This is a genomic window from Pseudoalteromonas sp. 0802 (assembly GCF_013350085.1).
Taxonomy (GTDB): Bacteria; Pseudomonadota; Gammaproteobacteria; order Enterobacterales; family Alteromonadaceae; genus Pseudoalteromonas.
On record NZ_JABVXE010000032.1, the window covers coordinates 1 to 17,010 of the forward strand.

The window sequence follows — 17,010 nt, forward strand, 5'->3', positions numbered from 1 at the left end:
ATAGAGTACCACCAACAGGCAGTTGATCTCTTCTCACCGTTTAACCATGAGTGGTGCACTTATTATCTGAATTCGGGACTGAGGGGTTACTCATAATTTTATGAGCATGTGGCTATAGGCAGCTTTGGTGTCATGATGAGCAATTTTAGATTTTATAGAATGTGAAGGGTCATACCTAAAAACTAGAACTTGAATAACCCTCTTTTAAAGTTAAGTGCTCACAATCCGTATAGTGGATAGTGTTAGCCATTAAAAGATAACAATCACTTTCCGCAAAGCGGTTAAATTGTTCGCTATATGTTTAACTCATCCTTCATATGCATTTTATGAGTTGTAAGTTCTCTGAAGCTTCAGATAAGCTCATTTAAAGTCCGCCATATGAACCATAGTAAACTTAAGCTTATTCCTCTTAAAGGATGTCGTTGCTGTTTGGTTAATTCCGCATTACGGAAAAACAGTTTCCAGTATTCTTCCGTATAATGAACTGAGGCTTTGTCTGGTGGTATTTTCAGAACAATAGCGCAATAAGTAATATTGTTAGTTTTGACCAAAATATATCACTAGATGACAAATCCGCATCATGGAGTCTGTAAGGTATGGGCGTCTTCCATAATGCGGAAAACAATGTTGATACATTTCCATTCACTTGGATTAGTAATTTAGTAGGGGAGGTGAGCAAGTGGTCTATGAATTGAACGGAGTTTACTCCGCAAAGCGGACGTGCATTCTAACCAGAATACTGCTTTTGCTTTCAAGCTCAAAATGAAATTAAGGCAACACATCTAACAAGTCTAAAGAATAAAACAAATGTGATTGCACTCCACACTACGGACAGTTGATTAGCATTAGCATTCCGTTTGGCGGATTAAATTTGATGTGTTCAGCTTCCGTATTTTGGAAGTATTCAACTGATTACAAATTAAGACATTCCTACAACAACAATGAATTTGAGAAAATATCACTTTCAACTACCAGTTTAATACAGTCCATTAAATGGAGTTCGATTCATGAGTTTTACTCCGCACGCCGGACTAAAGGGGCAGTAAAGAGCGTCCAGATAACGAACTAATAAAAGTACGCCTTAATCCGCTAAAAGGATTAAAGCGAGATTTTCATTAATATCGAAAATGAACTGGGAGAAGTTTCTTGGTCTACGATTGCATTACAACAAATCCAGTTTCGAACTTCCAATATCAGGACTAAGTGACCTGTAAAGGTGTTCCGCAACTCGGAAAAAATGGATTTTGCTGTAGACCAATTTACGGATTTAGCTATTGAATATATGAAATTAACTAGGGCGTCGAAATTTAGCATTTCAGTTAGTGTTTTGATATTTATTTGAAAAGTTGGAAATGAAACTTTGAATTTCCTTACGTCCGCATTTCGGTATCCTATGATTAGTATGCTGTTCCGTATTATGAACTTATTTGTTAAGACGCTGACCGTATCCTGAACTACTATTTATAAGCATATGGTTTTATTGCCATAGCTGATTAACCTGTCGATTTAGTTGCAGAAGAGCAAGGTAAAATACTTGTTTTATTCATTTTGGATATAAGGTTGTTAGTTTGCACGTTTTTGGTATGTAAGAGATTGAAATCTGTACTTTGTGTAGTTGAGAGACAGAGCACTATCAGTCGTACTTGTCCCTCTTTATGCTATTTATGCTCTTATATGCCTTATAGCAACTGATATTTGGCCATGATTATCACCAAAACCACGTTCTTCATCATTGACAGTTAACCATAGAAGTCCTTCATACTCTGGAGGTACATAACCGTGGTTACCAATGGCAAACACAGGGCTACCACCACTGATATTGCTACCGCCAACTTTACCAATTAAACACCCCTCTGGTGCTCCAGGTTTTAGGTATGAACTTGGTGCTGGATAACGCGAATCACCAGCAGCGTCAGTAGGCCCCCAGTGAGGATTTGAACGCCATTTACCTCCAGTGTAAACGACTAAAAGTGTAATTCCTTTTGGTTTATAGACACCTGTATTATTCCAGTATCCAATAGGTCTAGCCGAAATTTCGTGATGAGTACTAGGAACTGTTTTTACAATCTCAGTACCAGCCTCCTCAAGAGCTTTTCTTAAAGCTTCTTGATATTCAATGCTATTTAAAAATTCATCTCCTAATTCATTTTCTAGTAATATCATCTTGTGAATTCCTTATAGTTAAAGAGCATTAACTACAGAAACAGGGTGCTCACTTCCCTGTCGCTACAACTGATTAAATTTCACTGATGAAAAAATCAGCAAACTTGTACATCCATCTACAAACTCATTTTAAGCTAGCAGAGAATAATAATTAATCAATGCAATGAGCGGCAGATCAAATATGAGACTACAAAGTTGGTATGTTTCTGGGAGTATTAATTTAATCAAAATCAAATCTTTCATTTTTGATTTGATAATACTCGATCGGCAAATTAAACTTGCTTTGCAGTTCATTCAGATAGGAATGTTCAACACTTGTGCATTTTACAGGACCAGCAACAATTAACTTTTCAACGAAACCTGCTTTATAAAAGTACGCATACTCTAGAAGTTGCCCAATTGCTTGCCGTATGCATGATTTAGCACTAAATGCTGTTTTGATTTCATACAACCTGTACTTATCACCCAATTGGAGAGTCAGATCAACTCTTCCGCATCCTATAACGTTTTCAGTGCCTACGTTATCCCTGCCATAGACTTGCACTAATTCATCATACAAAGCCTGTTGAAGATCATTGTGTAATAGTCGTACATCTATTTGCTGATCCTTCTTATAGGAGGCTTTGGTAAATGACAGTTTTGCTCTGCAACCTGGTTTGAAAACAAAAGAGGGAGTAGAAGGGTTGTCATTATTTGATGCTATCTCTATGTGAAGATACAAAGGTAGTAAGCGATCTAACACATCACAAACTCGCTGATAATCAATTCTTTCACGATTTTGTTTTTCACCTAGGAAAATAAAAGCATTAGTTTTGCACCATTCTGACTTGATTATGGTTGGCTGAAAGTCTTCACTTCTAGAGCCGTCATGCTCAACATCATAGTGCCACATGCTTAAATCGTAAAACTCAGTTCCGAATTCATTGATGTATTCATTGAATAAATTAATTTTCTCTATTAGAGCATTAAGGTTTGGATGATCTCTACTAGGGCGAGGGGAGAATGCTACTCCGTATCGAAAGGAATTATTTTCAAAGCCGATGTTAAATTGAAGCTCGGCTCGACCTCCGAAATGAGCTCCCCAATCTTTTTTTACTCCCCTTTGGTCAAATACGTACTTTGAGGGAACTCGTGATAAAGAATGAATATTTTTCCTCAATTCTTGAAGGTTACCCAGCTCATATTCTGTGAGCATTTCATTAATTTTATTTGCAATGTGAAACAGAGATGTCATTTAAAAACCTAAAAGTTAAACCTGAATTGAGTATTACATTTGGATTGTGAATGGCCAACTTTGATTTTTGATAACAGTACTCGACTTAATTGTCTAGTTATAAAGTGCTAGCGATGGAGGTTGTGTTTATTTTTTTGCATCATAATGTGTCAGTTTATAAATAAATAAATACCTATAAAATCAACTATTTAAATTTTCTATAAAATTTAATTGCGAAATATACACTTTGTATAGTTGCCAATTTAGTGACCTTCTGTTTAAAATATAGCTTCATTGTTAATAATTTTTTATTGGTTGTGTTATGGAAAATCGAAGTCAATTTTTGGATGAAGCAATATCTATTCAAGTTAGTGCGTTGCTTCTAGTGAAACAAGCTGCAGTTGTAGATATTCAATTGGCTGCGCACCTTTTCTGTATTCAATCTGAAGCTGATGTGGTTGCTATACGTGATGCTAGTACAATGACATTGCAACGACTAGCTAGAGAAAAAACAGTTATTAACGCGGCATCGCTTGGTTTGAATGGAATTAAACAAATGCTAGATGCTATTAAAAGTGCTGAGAATAACGATTCAAAACTTGGCAAGCTTAAAAACTTAGCTGCAAGTACCTCAATCGCTGTGGTGGGGAATTAATTATGAATGCAATTAGTTCAGAACTCATAGGTTTAGTGGATGGTAGAAGTGTTTCATATAATATAACAAGAGACATTTCACTGATTGTTACGCTGATGTCTCTTAATGCAAGACCAGCTCTTGTTGCAGAGCTCTTTCCTTATATCAAAATTGGACGCTATAAAGAAATAAAAAGGGAAGTAGACACTATTTCTTCTAAGCCATTTGAGTTCAAGAAAATTGCAAATTCAGTTGGTTATGGATGGGTTGATTCAAACCGCGAAGGCTTTTTGATAGCGAATCTGCTATTTAATGAAGCTAAAGCTCTGTACCCTAATTTTGATAATGATAATGATAATGATAATGATAATGATAATGATAATGATAATGATAATGTTTTTGCAGATATGCTTGTTAATGTTTGTATAAGCTTTAATAAGCGCTTCCAAGATTTGGTCGACCCAATTGACATTAATCAAGTAAATTCATTGTTTTGTGGAATTTCTAAGCAGGACTTATACCCCAATAGATGCTCATGTGGTCGCTTTTATTTAAGAACAACCCAAAGCTTCACTTCTTCTTGTCCTTGGTGCCGTTGTGGTGTTAATCCAAAATCAGTGAAAACAATCAAACTTAAAAAAGTAAATATCCATCATTTCGTTCAAGAGCAATCAGTTCGAGTACAACACACGCAAGTAGCTAATATTTCGTAGGTTGAAAGGAATGAGATTCTATTTAAGTTTAACAATTGTAGCATTGGGAGTTATGAATGCTGGCTTTGTGTCTGCTAAAAGCTCACCGGTTTCTGGAACAGAAAAGCCTAGTAGAGGATGGCACTTTTACGAAGATCCTGAGCTTGTAGATGAGGAAAAGCAAGAAGTTCCAAAGGCGCAACCTCCTTCTGCACAGCCAAATGATAAGAAACAACCAGAAATGGTTGAAATTAATTCAGCGTGGTTGAAAGAAAACCTTCCTAAATTACTCAATACAGCTATTGATGACCCTAGTACAGAGAACATTTCAAACTATTATTACGCACAACGTTTAGCTATCGACAAAGCGAATGCATTTAGCGATCAAACAAAAGAATTCTTTATGTTTGAAGAGCAACTTTCTGAAAGTAACCGCCGACCAAATTCAAGTAATGCGTTATTTGCTCATAAAGTAAAAACAAATAAAGATAAAGCCAAAGTGTTCAATTCTTTATTTGATAAAGCAGGGCTGTGGATGTTCTATCGTTCTGACTGCCCGTATTGTCACCAACAATTTCCTGCGATGGAGTCCTTAGCTAAGATAATGGGGGTTGATGTGTTAGCAATCTCAATGGATGGCATTCTTTTAGATAAAGAGTTCCCGGGAGTTAAGCATGTCATCGACCCTAACATGACTTTGTCTCGAAAGTTTCAAGTGAATATTACCCCTACAACAATGCTTGTCTCAAATGATGGTCAGCACTTTCAAACAATTAAATATGGCATGGCATCAGGTAGTGAACTTGTTCAAAGAGCACTATATGCAGCAAAACGGATGAACCTCATTAGTGAGGAGCAATTCGTTAAAACACAAGAAGTAAAAGACATTCTTGTGTCAAAGGAGCCTTTAGTAGTTGAAAAGCAAAAGCTAGAAGACAACCCTTCAATACTATCTGACCTACTCAGAAAACGGCTTAATGAGATTAACCTTTCAACGACATCAAAGGCTCAGTAATGTTTAAAATTAATAAATTAAGAGTGCTAATAGCACTTAGCGTTTTGTCTCCATCAATTCATGCTTCAACTGTGATGGAAGATGTCTTTACTGAAGCTGTAACATTTCAAACGACAACTGCTACGTCATTCAGTACACCAACAAGAAACGGTATAAGTTTTGGTGGGGCTTCTTACAGAGTAAAAGGGGTAAGAGCGAATGTCGTTAATTTTCAACCTCCGAAAATATCTGGAGGCTGTGGTGGCATCGACTTTTTTGCTGGAAGCTTTAGTTTAATAAACTCCGACCAATTAGTGCAAATGGGAAGGGCGATTGCACAAGGTGTACCATCATATGCCTTTAACTTGGCTTTAACTTCAGTTTGTCCCTCATGTAGTAAGTTAATGTCAGACCTTCAAACAAAACTTGATGAATTTAATCAAATGACGGCTAATGGCTGCGAAAAGGCTGTTGGATATTTGGGAGATCTGAAATTAGATGACGGCACAAATGCAGTCGATACTTTCAAGAGCTCAGTGCAGTTTGGTGCTTTAGAAGGGCTCGCAAATGATGCTTCAGGTTGGTTAACAGATAGAGGTGAGGCAAACGCTACGAAAGGCGATACAGATAATACAGCTGTTAAAGCAGAAAAAAATGGTGTCGAAGTAGAAGTTAATACAGCTCATCATATTCTAGTGAATGCAAATGTCAGTGCATATACCCATTCCTCAATCTCAGGTTGGGGTGGTGCAAACTTAAAAGGCCTGATCATGTCGTTAACCGGTACAACAATTTCTAGAAAGTCTGGAAGCACAAGCTCGACCGATACTGGGATTGATGTAATAACTAAACCTGCAACTGTCTCATTAAGAGATATTTTCGAAGAGTCTGATACAGGTTCAATTAGAGTAATGAAGTGTGAAAGCACAGATCCAAATTGCTTAAACCCTATTGAACAAACTATCTCTAGCAGAGGCTTGAAGTACATTTTTGATGATATAGCAGAAAAGCTCGTTGCCAAAATTGATAAAAGACTGAATGTAGCTCAGACGGCAGATGAAATTGCACTACAAGCTATTGCAGATTTAAATGCTACAGAGTTAGTTAGCGCTTTAAAAAGCCCTCGATTGGCCGCAAAGACATTATCATTAACAGCGCAGGAAGCTGTAGCTCAGCAAATAATAACGGTACTTCAGGAAGTACTTCATAACATCAAGTCAAATTCATCTGTAGGTGTATCACTAAAAGGGGCTGTTGCTAAACCATATATCGAATCACTGGATAAGCTCAATGATGATCTTGATAAAATGCGATACAAAATAGGTGAAGATTTGAAGTTAGTTGCCACACCATATGCGGTTACCCAAGCAATTAAATAAGTTACTGACAATCCAGAACAGTGGGAACTTAGAGCAATTTAATGATAATTTCAAAGTTCCAGGAGAGTACAATTAAACAACTGTACTGGTGTTTGTTGAGCACATTCAGTCAAATCATTCTCAACTATAATGTGACTACTTACCGCTCTATTGACAGATATTTTTTTGTTGGCCGTTACTCGATAGTATCGAGAATTACGCACTTCCATAAGCAGAAACGTCCGTCCAGCCGCTTTTAATTCTATGATGTATATATAACGGATATTAAGGGCTGCATTTAAGTCACGATCTATATCTACAGTTCCGCAACACTTGCAAACCGAGAAAGGCATTTCTTCCCTTTTATGACTGCAATAATGACAAGTTTTAGAACTACCATATCACTGCTTGAGCTTAACTAGATGCTTGCCTTGCTCTTTAAATTTTAGCAACAAAGCTATGCAATTAGGCATCGGCTATATGTCTCGCCTGTTTGCGGTTCTCATCAACGAGAGTTCGAAAGAGCTTGTGTTTAAAAATCAGCGCGAGCACTCGATAACTTTTCATGAAATTTAGCAATTATCAATCGTGCATTTTGCTATCATTTATAGAGTTGTTTACTTCAAACTAAGTATAAGTTGTCTTCGATCTCGTAAGTCTAACTTCCTTAATATTGAAGTCATGTGTTCCTTTACTGTTCTCTCTGTAATATCAAGGATTCTTGCAATTTGCTTATTTGTAAGTCCTTTGATCACTTCATGAACCACTTGAATTTCTCTTTCAGTAAGAGACTTCAATTTATTTTTGGACTTATAATTAGAAGGCGTTGTTAATAAAACAGACGACAGGTTCAAAAGTAATTGCTCTGGTACCCATATGCCGCCATGGAGAATAGTTTCACGTATTTGTTGTAAAGTACGACTGTTAACATTCAAATTAACGTACCCTTTTGCTCCATATTGAAGTGATTTAGTAAGTTGCTTTATGTCTAATTTATTTGTTAATACGATCACTGATATATTTACTTTTACGCAGCGCTCAATTGTTAAGCACCAGTCTAGACTTCCAGCTAATAACCACACGAACGCTTTTTCTGGTAAAGGCTCTGGAACAGACTCATGAATTATGGAATCTGGAAATGCCTCGAGCCAGCTAGGTGGTTTAATTTCATCCTGCATAATAAAAATATTCTGACACATATAATTTTCCACCTCAAAAACAGGCCATATGTTACTTGAGAAGTTTTAAGACTTACTACTTGTCGATAGATAATTATATTTAGCTTCTTGAATTGAAATATGTCAATGAATCAGTTACATCGCTGAATTTTGGAAAGAGTTTTTTGCAGTAATGATTTTTTTCTGCCAAGCTTGTTGCAGAAAAGCAATCAGAGAATATGGTAACTTGATAGCCCTTCAGATTTGCTTCTTGTCCGCTGCTATCAATAGTTAACGCAGAGCAGGCTCCAATAAAAAATAATTGCTCTATTTTGTTTCTTTTTAGAACTCTTTCAACTTCAGGGTTACTGAAAATGTTCAAACCAAATCCACAGGGGATACTATGAATTAACTCTCCAAAGGTACTTAGGAAGTCTAATTCTTCAGCACCATATGAGCCGTTTTCAAAAGCTTTAGTATCTGCTACCCATTTGAATAAACCTAACGGGTTATCTACCTTTCGAATTTCATCATTGTATATAAAAGGAATGCTCAGTACATAATCAAAGTTAAGAATATGCGTCATTAAGAGTGAAAAAGTACACTCTAAAGCTTCTTGTTGATAAGCTACATCTTTGATAAATGGGTTTATCTTTCCGTTATAGTGGAAAATATCATTTTGATAGCCTGTAATGACTAAGGCTGTTTTTTTCATTATTTCCCTCAATGAATTTAATAATTATATTAGGATAATAGCCTATAATTTTATCAGGTAAAATTATAGCTTTTAAAATCTACTTTCTAGCTCTAAATGCTCTCTTTGTAAAACCTATGATCATTAACTGAGTTTCGATTTTCAAATTGCGAAGCAATTTGAAAATCAAAATGAAAATGAAAGCATGTGCTTTTTTAGGTTGCTGATAAATAAGGTGATATTTTTTGGTCTCATAATTGCTTTGTAATTATCTTGGAGGCGCACATGCTTAATATCTATGATGTCATAAGAAATGTAATTGCAGTTGAGGAAATTACTGAGCCTCACTTTTTTTGCATTGAAAATTTAACTGGGTACCACCAGTGCCTTCTACACTTTTCTAAATTACATAAAATACTTCCCCAGTTAGTCAACAACTTACGTATGTTGAGTTGCCAAGATACAGCGAAACATCTCACTTTGATAAAAATAAATAACAGTCTGCAGCTCAAGTTTGGAGATGAAATTGTTTATCACTTTACCGATGAATGCGAATTTATTTACCCGTACAGCGTTGAACCGCGCCTTAGAGAGTGTGCTGCTGAAACAAGTGATTCATTAATTGAAAAAATAAGGCTCTATTGTAACTTTCAGAGTCAACAAGAACATTGGAATTTAGAGTGGATAAATGAAAGCTTTAGTAACTCTCATACTGTCGGAATCATTAACTTAAATCAAATGCCTACAAAGCTAAGTTCTACTGAGTTCTACCTGTTCTATCCATTCTTAAGTAGTGAGGTTCAAGCTGTAGTTGAGTCAATGTGTAAACCTAAACTAAAAGCTTTTTTAGCAGATGATAGTGAAACTAGTTTGTTTACAACAAAAGCGATGCTTGAAAATTTGCGATTAGATGTGACTGTTGCTGCCGATGGGGCAGATGCCTTAAGTATCTGTAAAAAGCAAGAGTTCGATTTGATCATTTTAGATGAAAAAATGCCTCACTTATTTGGAAGTGACGTTTTTCAAGAGCTTAAGAAGCTTGATATTAATAACGGATCAATCAAGGTTATTCTTTCTGGAATTACTGAAAAAGATGGAGTTCTTGATCTTGCTGCTAAGGGCATCGATATTCATTTAGAAAAGCCCGTAACAAAACTGAAGTTACAGAATTTAATAAATCAAATTGAAGAAAGTGATCAATACATTTAGGAGGTTATATGCCAAAGTTTGCTTTAGTGTTAATCGGTTTTCAGAATGATTATTTTTCTGATGATGGGCTCCTTCATTCTTATATTAGTGAAAGCTCTGCAGTAACGGGCGCTTTATCCAATACTATAAAGTTAATTGAAAATCATCATGATTCATTTGAGGTTATTGTTAGTACACCAATTTGTTTTACTGAGAATTATGATGAGTTAACTAACCCCATCGGTATCTTAAGTGCCATAAAGGAAGTCGGTGCTTTTAAACAAGGAACTTATGGAGCAAAGGAAATAAGTCAATTTGATCCCTTTAAGGATGTAATCACGACAATCCCCGGAAAGAGAGGGTTAAATGCATTTACTGACACTGAGCTAGAGAGTTTCTTATTAGAAAATGATATTTCTGATGTTGTTTTAGCTGGTACTGTTACCTCTATTTGCATTGATTCAACAGGACGTTCAGCCCACGAAAAAGGCTTTAATGTCACTATTTTGAACGATTGTACTTCGAGTCGAACACCCTTTGAGCAACAATTTTATTGTGAACATGTTTTCCCTTTGTATTCTCGTGTAATTGGTTCAAAAGAATTAGTGAATTTGTTATGAAAACGGATACAAAGTCTAATGAAGAGCTACAGCTTCAAATTCAATATGCTTTAATAGAAAAAACTGCGCAGTTTCAGCAGAAACAAATGGAATTGCTATCAGTTATTAAAGAGTGCATTTTTGAAGTCGATGAAAACTTTTCAATTAAGTACTTTAATAATGCATGGAAGCAGGAGCTTGGTTATTCTGACCAACAAGTTGAAAATCAACATCTTTTACATTTTATATACTCACCAGACTCTCAGATATATAAAAACTCACTGGAGCTTAAGGCAGGTCAATCAATTTCTGAACATGTTATTGTTACAAAGAATGATGGGCAGTCAAGCTGGTATCAACTTACTTTAGTCAAAAGTGAATCTTCATTTATTGGGTCATTGTTCAACATAGAATATATGATAAAAGAGCAGTTCAGATTGACGCAAAAAAATGAGTTAGCTGAAAGACTTTCACTTGTTGCTAAACACACAACTAACCTTATTATTATTGCCGATCCACAAGGAAAAATTAAATGGGTAAATAGTAGCTTTGAGGTGTTTACAGGGTTTTTTTTGGATGAGATTAAAGGGAAAAAGCCAAAAGAATTTTTGCATGGCCCTAAGACTTCGCAAAAAACGAAAGAACGTATGGCGGAACACCTTAGAAATCATGAAAACTTCAATTTGGATATTCTTAACTATAAAAAGTCTGGCGAACCATATTGGGTAAATATTGATGCATTCTTCGTTTTTGAAGGTGAAAAACTAAAAAATATTGTCGCGATTGAATCTGACATTACAGCTAAAGTGCAAGCGGACTTAAAAGTTAAGGAAATTGAGCAGAATTACAGACTAGCGACAAACTTTATCCAAGAGCCAATCCTTAAATTATCTGAGGATTTCTCTATCCTTTATTCCAATGAAAGTTGGAAATCTCAATTTGACAATCAACTTTCAAACAGCTTTTTAAGTTATATTTCTGATGAATTTAGAAGTACGTTTATAGAAGCGATAAACACAAATGACAACACCTCGGGTCAGTTTGAATTATTTCTTCAAACAAATAATGGTTATAAATGGTATGAGTCACATTTTCAGGCTTTTCAAAGTGAGATCCCTCCATATAGAAAAGAAATTGCAGTGAGCTTAATTAATATTGATGAGCGTATTCGAACTAGTAAAGAGCTTAGCCGTCAAGCTCAAAAGGCTGAAGATTTAGCTCAAGCAAAATCAAGATTTATAGCAAATATTAGCCATGAGATAAGAACACCTCTAAATGCTATTTTAGGATCTTCAGAATTATTATCTGGGACAGGGTTGAATGAAGAACAAAAAACATTCAATTCTATTATTAGTACTAGTGGCAGTGCACTTTTGAGTATCCTCGATGATGTATTACTATTTTCCAGAAATGATGAGCATAGAATTGAATTAGAAAATCAAGTATTCAACATCGAAGAGTGTATTAGTGAAGTTTTTAGAGTAGTTGAAACTTCGGTTCTACAAAAAGAAATTACATTAATAGCAGATATTTGTATTGATTGCCCTGTACTTTGCTACGGTGATAAGCCTAGAACTCGGCAAATGTTATTAAACATTATTTCAAATGCAATAAAATTTACTTCTGAAGGACATATTAAGGTCCTTGTTAAGCACAATGAAAACAAGGAATATATAGTATCTGTTATAGATACAGGTGTTGGGATCTGTAAAGAACGTATTGATACGTTATTTCAACCATTTGTCCAGCAAGATAGTTCTATCACTCGGAAGTATGGTGGTAGTGGTCTTGGGTTAGCAATATGCAAACAGATTTGTGACGCTATGGGCGGAACTATTGAAATTGATTCAATTCAAGGCCAAGGAAGTACATTCAGACTTACTCTCCCCTTTGTACCGGCTTCAGAAGAAGCATTAAAAGCGAATGAGCCCTTTAATTTTTATATCATAGGTGTTGACGGGTCAGTTTCTGATGCTCTCTATCATTTACTGCTTAGGATGGGTCATAATGTATTTGTTTTTAAAAATTTAGATGAAGTAACTCATTTTAATAAATCAAGCGATAGAGTTATTGTTACTGAGCCAAATCAAATGTTTAGTTTCAGTGATTATTTCAAGCAAAACTTAATCAGCGTACCTGTTCTTCTAATTAATGCGAATGAAACTATTAGAAATCTATATGAGAGCGAGAGGTTTGTTAAATTCGTCTCAGGTACAGTTGAACGCAACCTGCTTGAAAAGGGGCAGGTGTTATTTGCTGAAGAAATTATAGATTTTGGAATTTTTAAAGATAATAAAAGAACAGAAAGCCATATTTATGCAGTAAGAGATTATTCAGGAGCTGACGTATTGGTTGTAGAAGACAATCCGAATAATAGGCTAGTCATTGGTAGATACTTAGAAAAGTTGAATTGCAATGTTCATTACGCTCACGATGGAGTTCAGTGTTTGAATCAAATGAACAAAAACAATTTTAAACTGGTACTTATGGATATCCAAATGCCGAATATGGATGGTATTGAAGCTACAAAAAGGCTTCGCAACGTATTTGCAAGTAATGAACTACCTATAATAGCTTTAACTGCAAATGTTTTAGATGGAGATAAAGAGCGCTATTTTGAGGTAGGAATGAATGACTATATCGCAAAGCCTATTCAGTTTTCGAAATTAATAGAGGTTTTGGATAAATTTTTAATGCAATCTCACTTTGTGAGCTCACGGTTTGAGAGAATGCAACAAGTGGCTAGTTGGGTCAAATCAATTCTTAATTCTTAATTTGATTTTCATTTTGCGAAGCATAATAGTAATGAAGCGCATGAGTAATTATAACCATTTGTAATTATTAGGTTTTTTTTGGGTTTGCTTCTTGCATCTACATAATTTATCACAAGTTATGAGGGTGTTAAAATGATTGCTCGAAACGTCGCTATTATATTTATTTTCTTTTCATCTTCGCTTTTCTCCTCTGAGAGTAGTTTAAATTATATTGAAAGTGCTGACGGAAAAAGAATTAAGGAAGTCTCTAACCTAGTAAAATGGACACATACCCGATTTGTTTTTAATCGGGATATTCAAAGAGTAGCTGTCGGGAATGAAAATACACTAGATGTAAATGTTGTTGGTGGCCGTGAGTTACTTATCCTAGCTAAGAGGCTAGGTAGAACATCAATGATAGTCTGGTATGACAACAATAATTCAGAAACTTTTTTACTTGGAGTAACAGAAGACTACAGTGTTCTTGAAAATGCTATAAAGGATATTCACCCTGCTCTTCAATTGGCCATTGCACCTGACAGGCATGCAATTGTGATTAGGGGCACGGTTCCTACGGAGAGTTATAGGCATGCAGCTTATACTGCTGCGAAGAATTACTTATATGCGTCTTCAAGCTCTCAAACTTCACAACCTGTCTTAGGCGGTGATCCTAATCAAAGTGTACTCCAAAATCTATCGCAACGACTTCAAGGTTTAGGTGCTATATCTAATGGAATAAGTAATCAAACTAGTAAAGTAGCTATTATTAATTTGATTAAGGTTAGTGAGGTCCCAAAAGCAAAAGAGGATAAAATAGCAGAAGTAATAAAGTCTTTGAATGAAGAAAATGTAAATGTAAAGCGCCTATCAGCTAACTCAATTCTAGATGATGATAAAGATGTTTTTTTACTCTCTGGTAAGGTTAAAAATCAAATCCGACTTGTTCGTTTACTCAATTCAATAAATACCTTGTTTAAAGGCGAGCAGGATTTACCTAGGCAACAGTTAAATTCAGCGCAATTATCGCCTCAGCAAAGCATTGATCAAAGTGAAGAGGCGGAAATAAAAGTCTTAGCGAATGAGTCAGGTTCATTAATGTCAGGGGGAGAAAATCAATTTGAGATGAGTAATGTGAAGTCTAATATTGCTCGTGCAACATTACTCTCATTAGCCGGTGGACGAGTACTTTCAACAATTGAGGTGGAGGATTTACCACAAGTTAGGGTTTCTGTTCAGTTATATGAAGTTAACCAGAGAAAACTAAAGCAATGGCGACCAGACCTAAGTGTTGTTTCAAAAGGATATAGTGATAATGGGCTTTTTACATTAGCTGGTTTAACAGAAAGGGAAAACGGCGCTGCTACAATCGAAAATGCATTGCAACTTGTTGGTGGGCAGTTGACCAATAACCTTCAGTTTTCTACATCTCAGTTTGCAATAGACATGCTATTTTCGTTACTTGAACAGCAAGGTATTTCTAAAACGCTTTCAAGGCCTAGTATAACCGTGTTATCTGGAGAAAGTGCAATATTCAAAGTCGGTGGAGAGGTGCCAGTACCAACTAGTTTTAGTCCCTCTGGGATCACAGCAAATCAGCAAGGTAATAGTAGCTCAGTATTTAGTGGAACTGAATTCAAATCTTTCGGTGTTGAGTTAAGTGTAAGAGCTCTAGTTGATGATAAAGATAGAATCACTCTAGATTTGAATCCTGTTATTTCACTACCGGATACAGTTTTGACATCGCAAATCGCTCAAAGTACAGGAAGTAGCTTAAATAGTAGCGCATTCAATACACGTAGTCTTCAGACTTCAACAAGGCTAAATGATGGACAGCCTATAGTCATAGCTGGATTAATAAATAATGATAATAATTCAAGTCATGATTTTGTACCAGGAAAGGATGGAAAGAGTCTATTCGGTAAATTATCAGAGACGAACAGTAACAGTGAAAATAATCGAGAGTTGGTAATTGTAGTTACCCCCAGCATAGTAAGACAACAAGTTAATGATATGTCTGAATGGATATCGCCAAGCCTAGATAATCTTTTTCAGAGTTTCCTTGAGGAGAATGTATTATGAAAGCCTTAATAATTTTAAGTTCTATTTTATTGTGCTCTTGTGCTAACGTTGATTATGTAGAATATGTTAATCCCAATTTACAGTTGAAAAAAATTGTACAGAAGCATGGCTTAAATAGATCAGGGCTCAATTGTATTGATGGGAAGTCTGACTGCGATGGAGCAATAAGGGAGATTAACCAGTTACTTTTATCTCACCCTGATAATGACGATATAAACTTAGTTCACGCAAACTTATTATTGAAATCAGGAAAGAACGACCAGGCAAACTACACCTTAAATAAGCTTGTAAATCAAAATAAGCCTCAATTGATATCTCTTATGATGGCTATTGAGTTAAATATTTTAAAAAACAACCTGAACCGTGCAGTTAGTTTGTCAGATAAAGCTTTGAAATTGTATGGTGCCCAGCCTAAGGTTTATGCGCAATTGGCCGCCATATATTATGCTAAGGGAGATTATATTGCTGCAGGAAAATACTTAGATATCTCAAAAAGTACAGGGCTGAGTTACCCACTATACTATTACAATCTAGCGCTAATCTCTGAAAAGCAAAAGGACATTAAGAAGGCATGTAATTATTATGCGAAGTCTTTGGAGTATGATGCAAGCTATGAGCAATCGATTCATAACCGTAGTAGGCTTAGCATCAACATGGTTTGTTGATATGTGTAAAGCATATTACTGAAAAACTCACTGACTATTAAAGGCCACACGATAATTATTTATCTAAACTCACCGAGAAAACCCCGTGATAAGAACAAAGTGATGTCGCGGGGATGAATCAGTGTCACCCCTGCTCTTGGATATATTTTCGTATAGTCTCTGCGCTTGCATTCCCTACAGAACACACAAAGTACCCATCAGACCAAAATGTTTTCTCTTTCCAAAATTGGTTTTTCAGATAAGGAAATGATTTCCAGATTTTAGCGGTTGTCGCTTGCTTAATCCTCCTTGCGTGCTGGCCTACTGAATATCGAGTGCCGATTGTAATCAGCATATGAATGTGATCTTTGTCTATCTCAACCTCTTCGATCCTAAAGTCAGATGATAGAGAAACATCGAAAACCGTTTTCTTTACAAACTCACCCAGCCTTCCGTTTAGCAGAGGTTTTCTGTACTTAACCACCAAAATTAGATGAAGCGCAATTAGATATTTGCAGTGAGATTTAGTTTCATATTCCATCTTGACAACTTGGCCTTATACAGTAGTCTATACAGTATATGAAAAAGACGCTCAGATACAACTACAGGCTAAACCCTACGCCAGAACAAGAAGTTAAGCTCATTGAGTTTGGTGCAACAGCTCGTGGCATTTGGAATCTGTTGTTGTCTGAAAATATGCGTCGTTATGAATACGATAAAACATTCCTGTTTTACAAAGATATGGCTTCTCTCCTCAAGGAAATTAAGCCATTCGAGGAATTTAGCTGGATTAAAGCGTTTGATTCTGCTGCTGCTCAGCAGGTTGCTCGCGACTTGGAAAC

General features: G+C 35.9%; 15 protein-coding genes and 1 pseudogene. 10 read left to right on the forward strand and 6 right to left on the reverse strand.

Features of this window, described 5'->3' with window-relative positions; translation table 11 throughout:
- Positions 1 to 1,662 precede the first annotated feature (1,662 nt).
- Both HUS61_RS20265 and HUS61_RS20270 read right to left on the reverse strand, forming a co-directional pair.
- Entirely contained in the window at positions 1,663 to 2,163 is a 501-nt protein-coding gene (locus HUS61_RS20265) for a hypothetical protein (protein WP_175083575.1), read from the reverse strand.
- Positions 2,164 to 2,383: 220 nt separating this feature from the next.
- Positions 2,384 to 3,397 (reverse strand): hypothetical protein, encoded by a 1,014-nt coding sequence (locus HUS61_RS20270; RefSeq protein WP_175083576.1) that lies wholly within the window; start codon positions 3,395 to 3,397, stop codon positions 2,384 to 2,386.
- A 301-nt stretch (positions 3,398 to 3,698) separates the two neighbouring features.
- On the opposite strand from HUS61_RS20270, the gene HUS61_RS20275 reads away from it, so the two are divergent.
- From HUS61_RS20275 to HUS61_RS20290, 4 genes are read left to right on the forward strand one after another with little or no spacing between them, the layout of a single operon-like run.
- Entirely contained in the window at positions 3,699 to 4,031 is a 333-nt protein-coding gene (locus HUS61_RS20275; protein ID WP_036973899.1) for a hypothetical protein, read from the forward strand.
- Positions 4,032 to 4,033: 2 nt separating this feature from the next.
- Entirely contained in the window at positions 4,034 to 4,723 is a 690-nt protein-coding gene (locus HUS61_RS20280; RefSeq protein WP_175083577.1) for a hypothetical protein, read from the forward strand.
- A gap of 10 nt (positions 4,724 to 4,733) precedes the next feature.
- Positions 4,734 to 5,717 carry a conjugal transfer protein TraF gene (gene traF, locus HUS61_RS20285; protein ID WP_175083578.1) on the forward strand — a complete coding sequence of 328 codons (984 nt, stop codon included), beginning with the start codon at positions 4,734 to 4,736 and terminating at the stop codon, positions 5,715 to 5,717.
- Entirely contained in the window at positions 5,717 to 7,075 is a 1,359-nt protein-coding gene (locus HUS61_RS20290; RefSeq protein WP_175083579.1) for a conjugal transfer protein TraH, read from the forward strand. The genes traF and HUS61_RS20290 overlap by 1 nt, the downstream gene beginning before the upstream one ends.
- A 50-nt stretch (positions 7,076 to 7,125) precedes the next feature.
- Here the strand turns inward: HUS61_RS20290 and HUS61_RS21950 are convergent.
- The 3 genes and pseudogenes from HUS61_RS21950 to HUS61_RS20305 all read right to left on the reverse strand — a co-directional run.
- Positions 7,126 to 7,440, reverse strand: a pseudogene (locus tag HUS61_RS21950) (hypothetical protein); the annotation flags it as partial.
- A 231-nt stretch (positions 7,441 to 7,671) separates the two neighbouring features.
- Complete coding sequence (locus tag HUS61_RS20300) at positions 7,672 to 8,253, reverse strand: response regulator transcription factor (RefSeq protein WP_175083580.1); 582 nt, start codon at positions 8,251 to 8,253, stop codon at positions 7,672 to 7,674.
- 79 nt (positions 8,254 to 8,332) lie between these two features.
- Positions 8,333 to 8,926: an isochorismatase family protein gene (locus tag HUS61_RS20305; protein ID WP_175083581.1), complete on the reverse strand. Its 594-nt coding sequence runs from the start codon at positions 8,924 to 8,926 to the stop codon at positions 8,333 to 8,335.
- Positions 8,927 to 9,190: 264 nt separating this feature from the next.
- Here HUS61_RS20305 and HUS61_RS20310 point away from each other — a divergent pair, with 264 nt between their 5' ends.
- The 5 genes from HUS61_RS20310 to HUS61_RS20330 all read left to right on the forward strand — a co-directional run bounded on the left by HUS61_RS20310 (position 9,191) and on the right by HUS61_RS20330 (position 16,189).
- The gene (locus HUS61_RS20310; RefSeq protein ID WP_175083582.1) at positions 9,191 to 10,114 is read left to right on the forward strand and encodes a response regulator; all 924 of its coding nucleotides are present in this window, start codon (positions 9,191 to 9,193) and stop codon (positions 10,112 to 10,114) included.
- A gap of 8 nt (positions 10,115 to 10,122) precedes the next feature.
- A complete protein-coding gene (locus tag HUS61_RS20315) occupies positions 10,123 to 10,713 on the forward strand; it encodes a cysteine hydrolase (protein WP_175083583.1) in 591 nt (196 codons plus the stop codon).
- Positions 10,710 to 13,466: a PAS domain-containing hybrid sensor histidine kinase/response regulator gene (locus tag HUS61_RS20320; protein WP_175087009.1), complete on the forward strand. Its 2,757-nt coding sequence runs from the start codon at positions 10,710 to 10,712 to the stop codon at positions 13,464 to 13,466. Before HUS61_RS20315 ends, HUS61_RS20320 begins: the two co-directional genes overlap by 4 nt.
- Positions 13,467 to 13,598: 132 nt before the next feature.
- Positions 13,599 to 15,524, forward strand: coding sequence for a pilus assembly protein N-terminal domain-containing protein (locus tag HUS61_RS20325; protein ID WP_175080773.1), 1,926 nt, complete (start codon positions 13,599 to 13,601; stop codon positions 15,522 to 15,524).
- Positions 15,521 to 16,189 (forward strand): lipopolysaccharide assembly protein LapB, encoded by a 669-nt coding sequence (locus HUS61_RS20330; RefSeq protein WP_175080772.1) that lies wholly within the window; start codon positions 15,521 to 15,523, stop codon positions 16,187 to 16,189. Before HUS61_RS20325 ends, HUS61_RS20330 begins: the two co-directional genes overlap by 4 nt.
- A gap of 124 nt (positions 16,190 to 16,313) precedes the next feature.
- Here HUS61_RS20330 and tnpA read toward each other — a convergent pair whose 3' ends face one another.
- Entirely contained in the window at positions 16,314 to 16,709 is a 396-nt protein-coding gene (gene tnpA, locus HUS61_RS20335; protein ID WP_175080771.1) for an IS200/IS605 family transposase, read from the reverse strand.
- Positions 16,710 to 16,747: 38 nt separating this feature from the next.
- Here tnpA and HUS61_RS20340 point away from each other — a divergent pair.
- The coding region (locus tag HUS61_RS20340; protein ID WP_175083659.1) for a helix-turn-helix domain-containing protein at positions 16,748 to 17,010 on the forward strand (263 nt) is incomplete at its 3' end.

Coding starts and splice junctions, on each gene's coding strand:
- traF (WP_175083578.1), top strand. CDS start 4,734: ATGAGATTCTATTTAAGTTTAACAATTGTAGCATTGGGAGTTATGAAT.
- HUS61_RS20330 (WP_175080772.1), top strand. CDS start 15,521: ATGAAAGCCTTAATAATTTTAAGTTCTATTTTATTGTGCTCTTGTGCT.
- HUS61_RS20315 (WP_175083583.1), top strand. CDS start 10,123: ATGCCAAAGTTTGCTTTAGTGTTAATCGGTTTTCAGAATGATTATTTT.
- HUS61_RS20275 (WP_036973899.1), top strand. CDS start 3,699: ATGGAAAATCGAAGTCAATTTTTGGATGAAGCAATATCTATTCAAGTT.
- HUS61_RS20265 (WP_175083575.1), bottom strand. CDS start 2,163: ATGATATTACTAGAAAATGAATTAGGAGATGAATTTTTAAATAGCATT.
- tnpA (WP_175080771.1), bottom strand. CDS start 16,709: ATGGAATATGAAACTAAATCTCACTGCAAATATCTAATTGCGCTTCAT.
- HUS61_RS20300 (WP_175083580.1), bottom strand. CDS start 8,253: ATGTGTCAGAATATTTTTATTATGCAGGATGAAATTAAACCACCTAGC.
- HUS61_RS20290 (WP_175083579.1), top strand. CDS start 5,717: ATGTTTAAAATTAATAAATTAAGAGTGCTAATAGCACTTAGCGTTTTG.
- HUS61_RS20280 (WP_175083577.1), top strand. CDS start 4,034: ATGAATGCAATTAGTTCAGAACTCATAGGTTTAGTGGATGGTAGAAGT.
- HUS61_RS20305 (WP_175083581.1), bottom strand. CDS start 8,926: ATGAAAAAAACAGCCTTAGTCATTACAGGCTATCAAAATGATATTTTC.
- HUS61_RS20325 (WP_175080773.1), top strand. CDS start 13,599: ATGATTGCTCGAAACGTCGCTATTATATTTATTTTCTTTTCATCTTCG.
- HUS61_RS20310 (WP_175083582.1), top strand. CDS start 9,191: ATGCTTAATATCTATGATGTCATAAGAAATGTAATTGCAGTTGAGGAA.
- HUS61_RS20320 (WP_175087009.1), top strand. CDS start 10,710: ATGAAAACGGATACAAAGTCTAATGAAGAGCTACAGCTTCAAATTCAA.
- HUS61_RS20270 (WP_175083576.1), bottom strand. CDS start 3,397: ATGACATCTCTGTTTCACATTGCAAATAAAATTAATGAAATGCTCACA.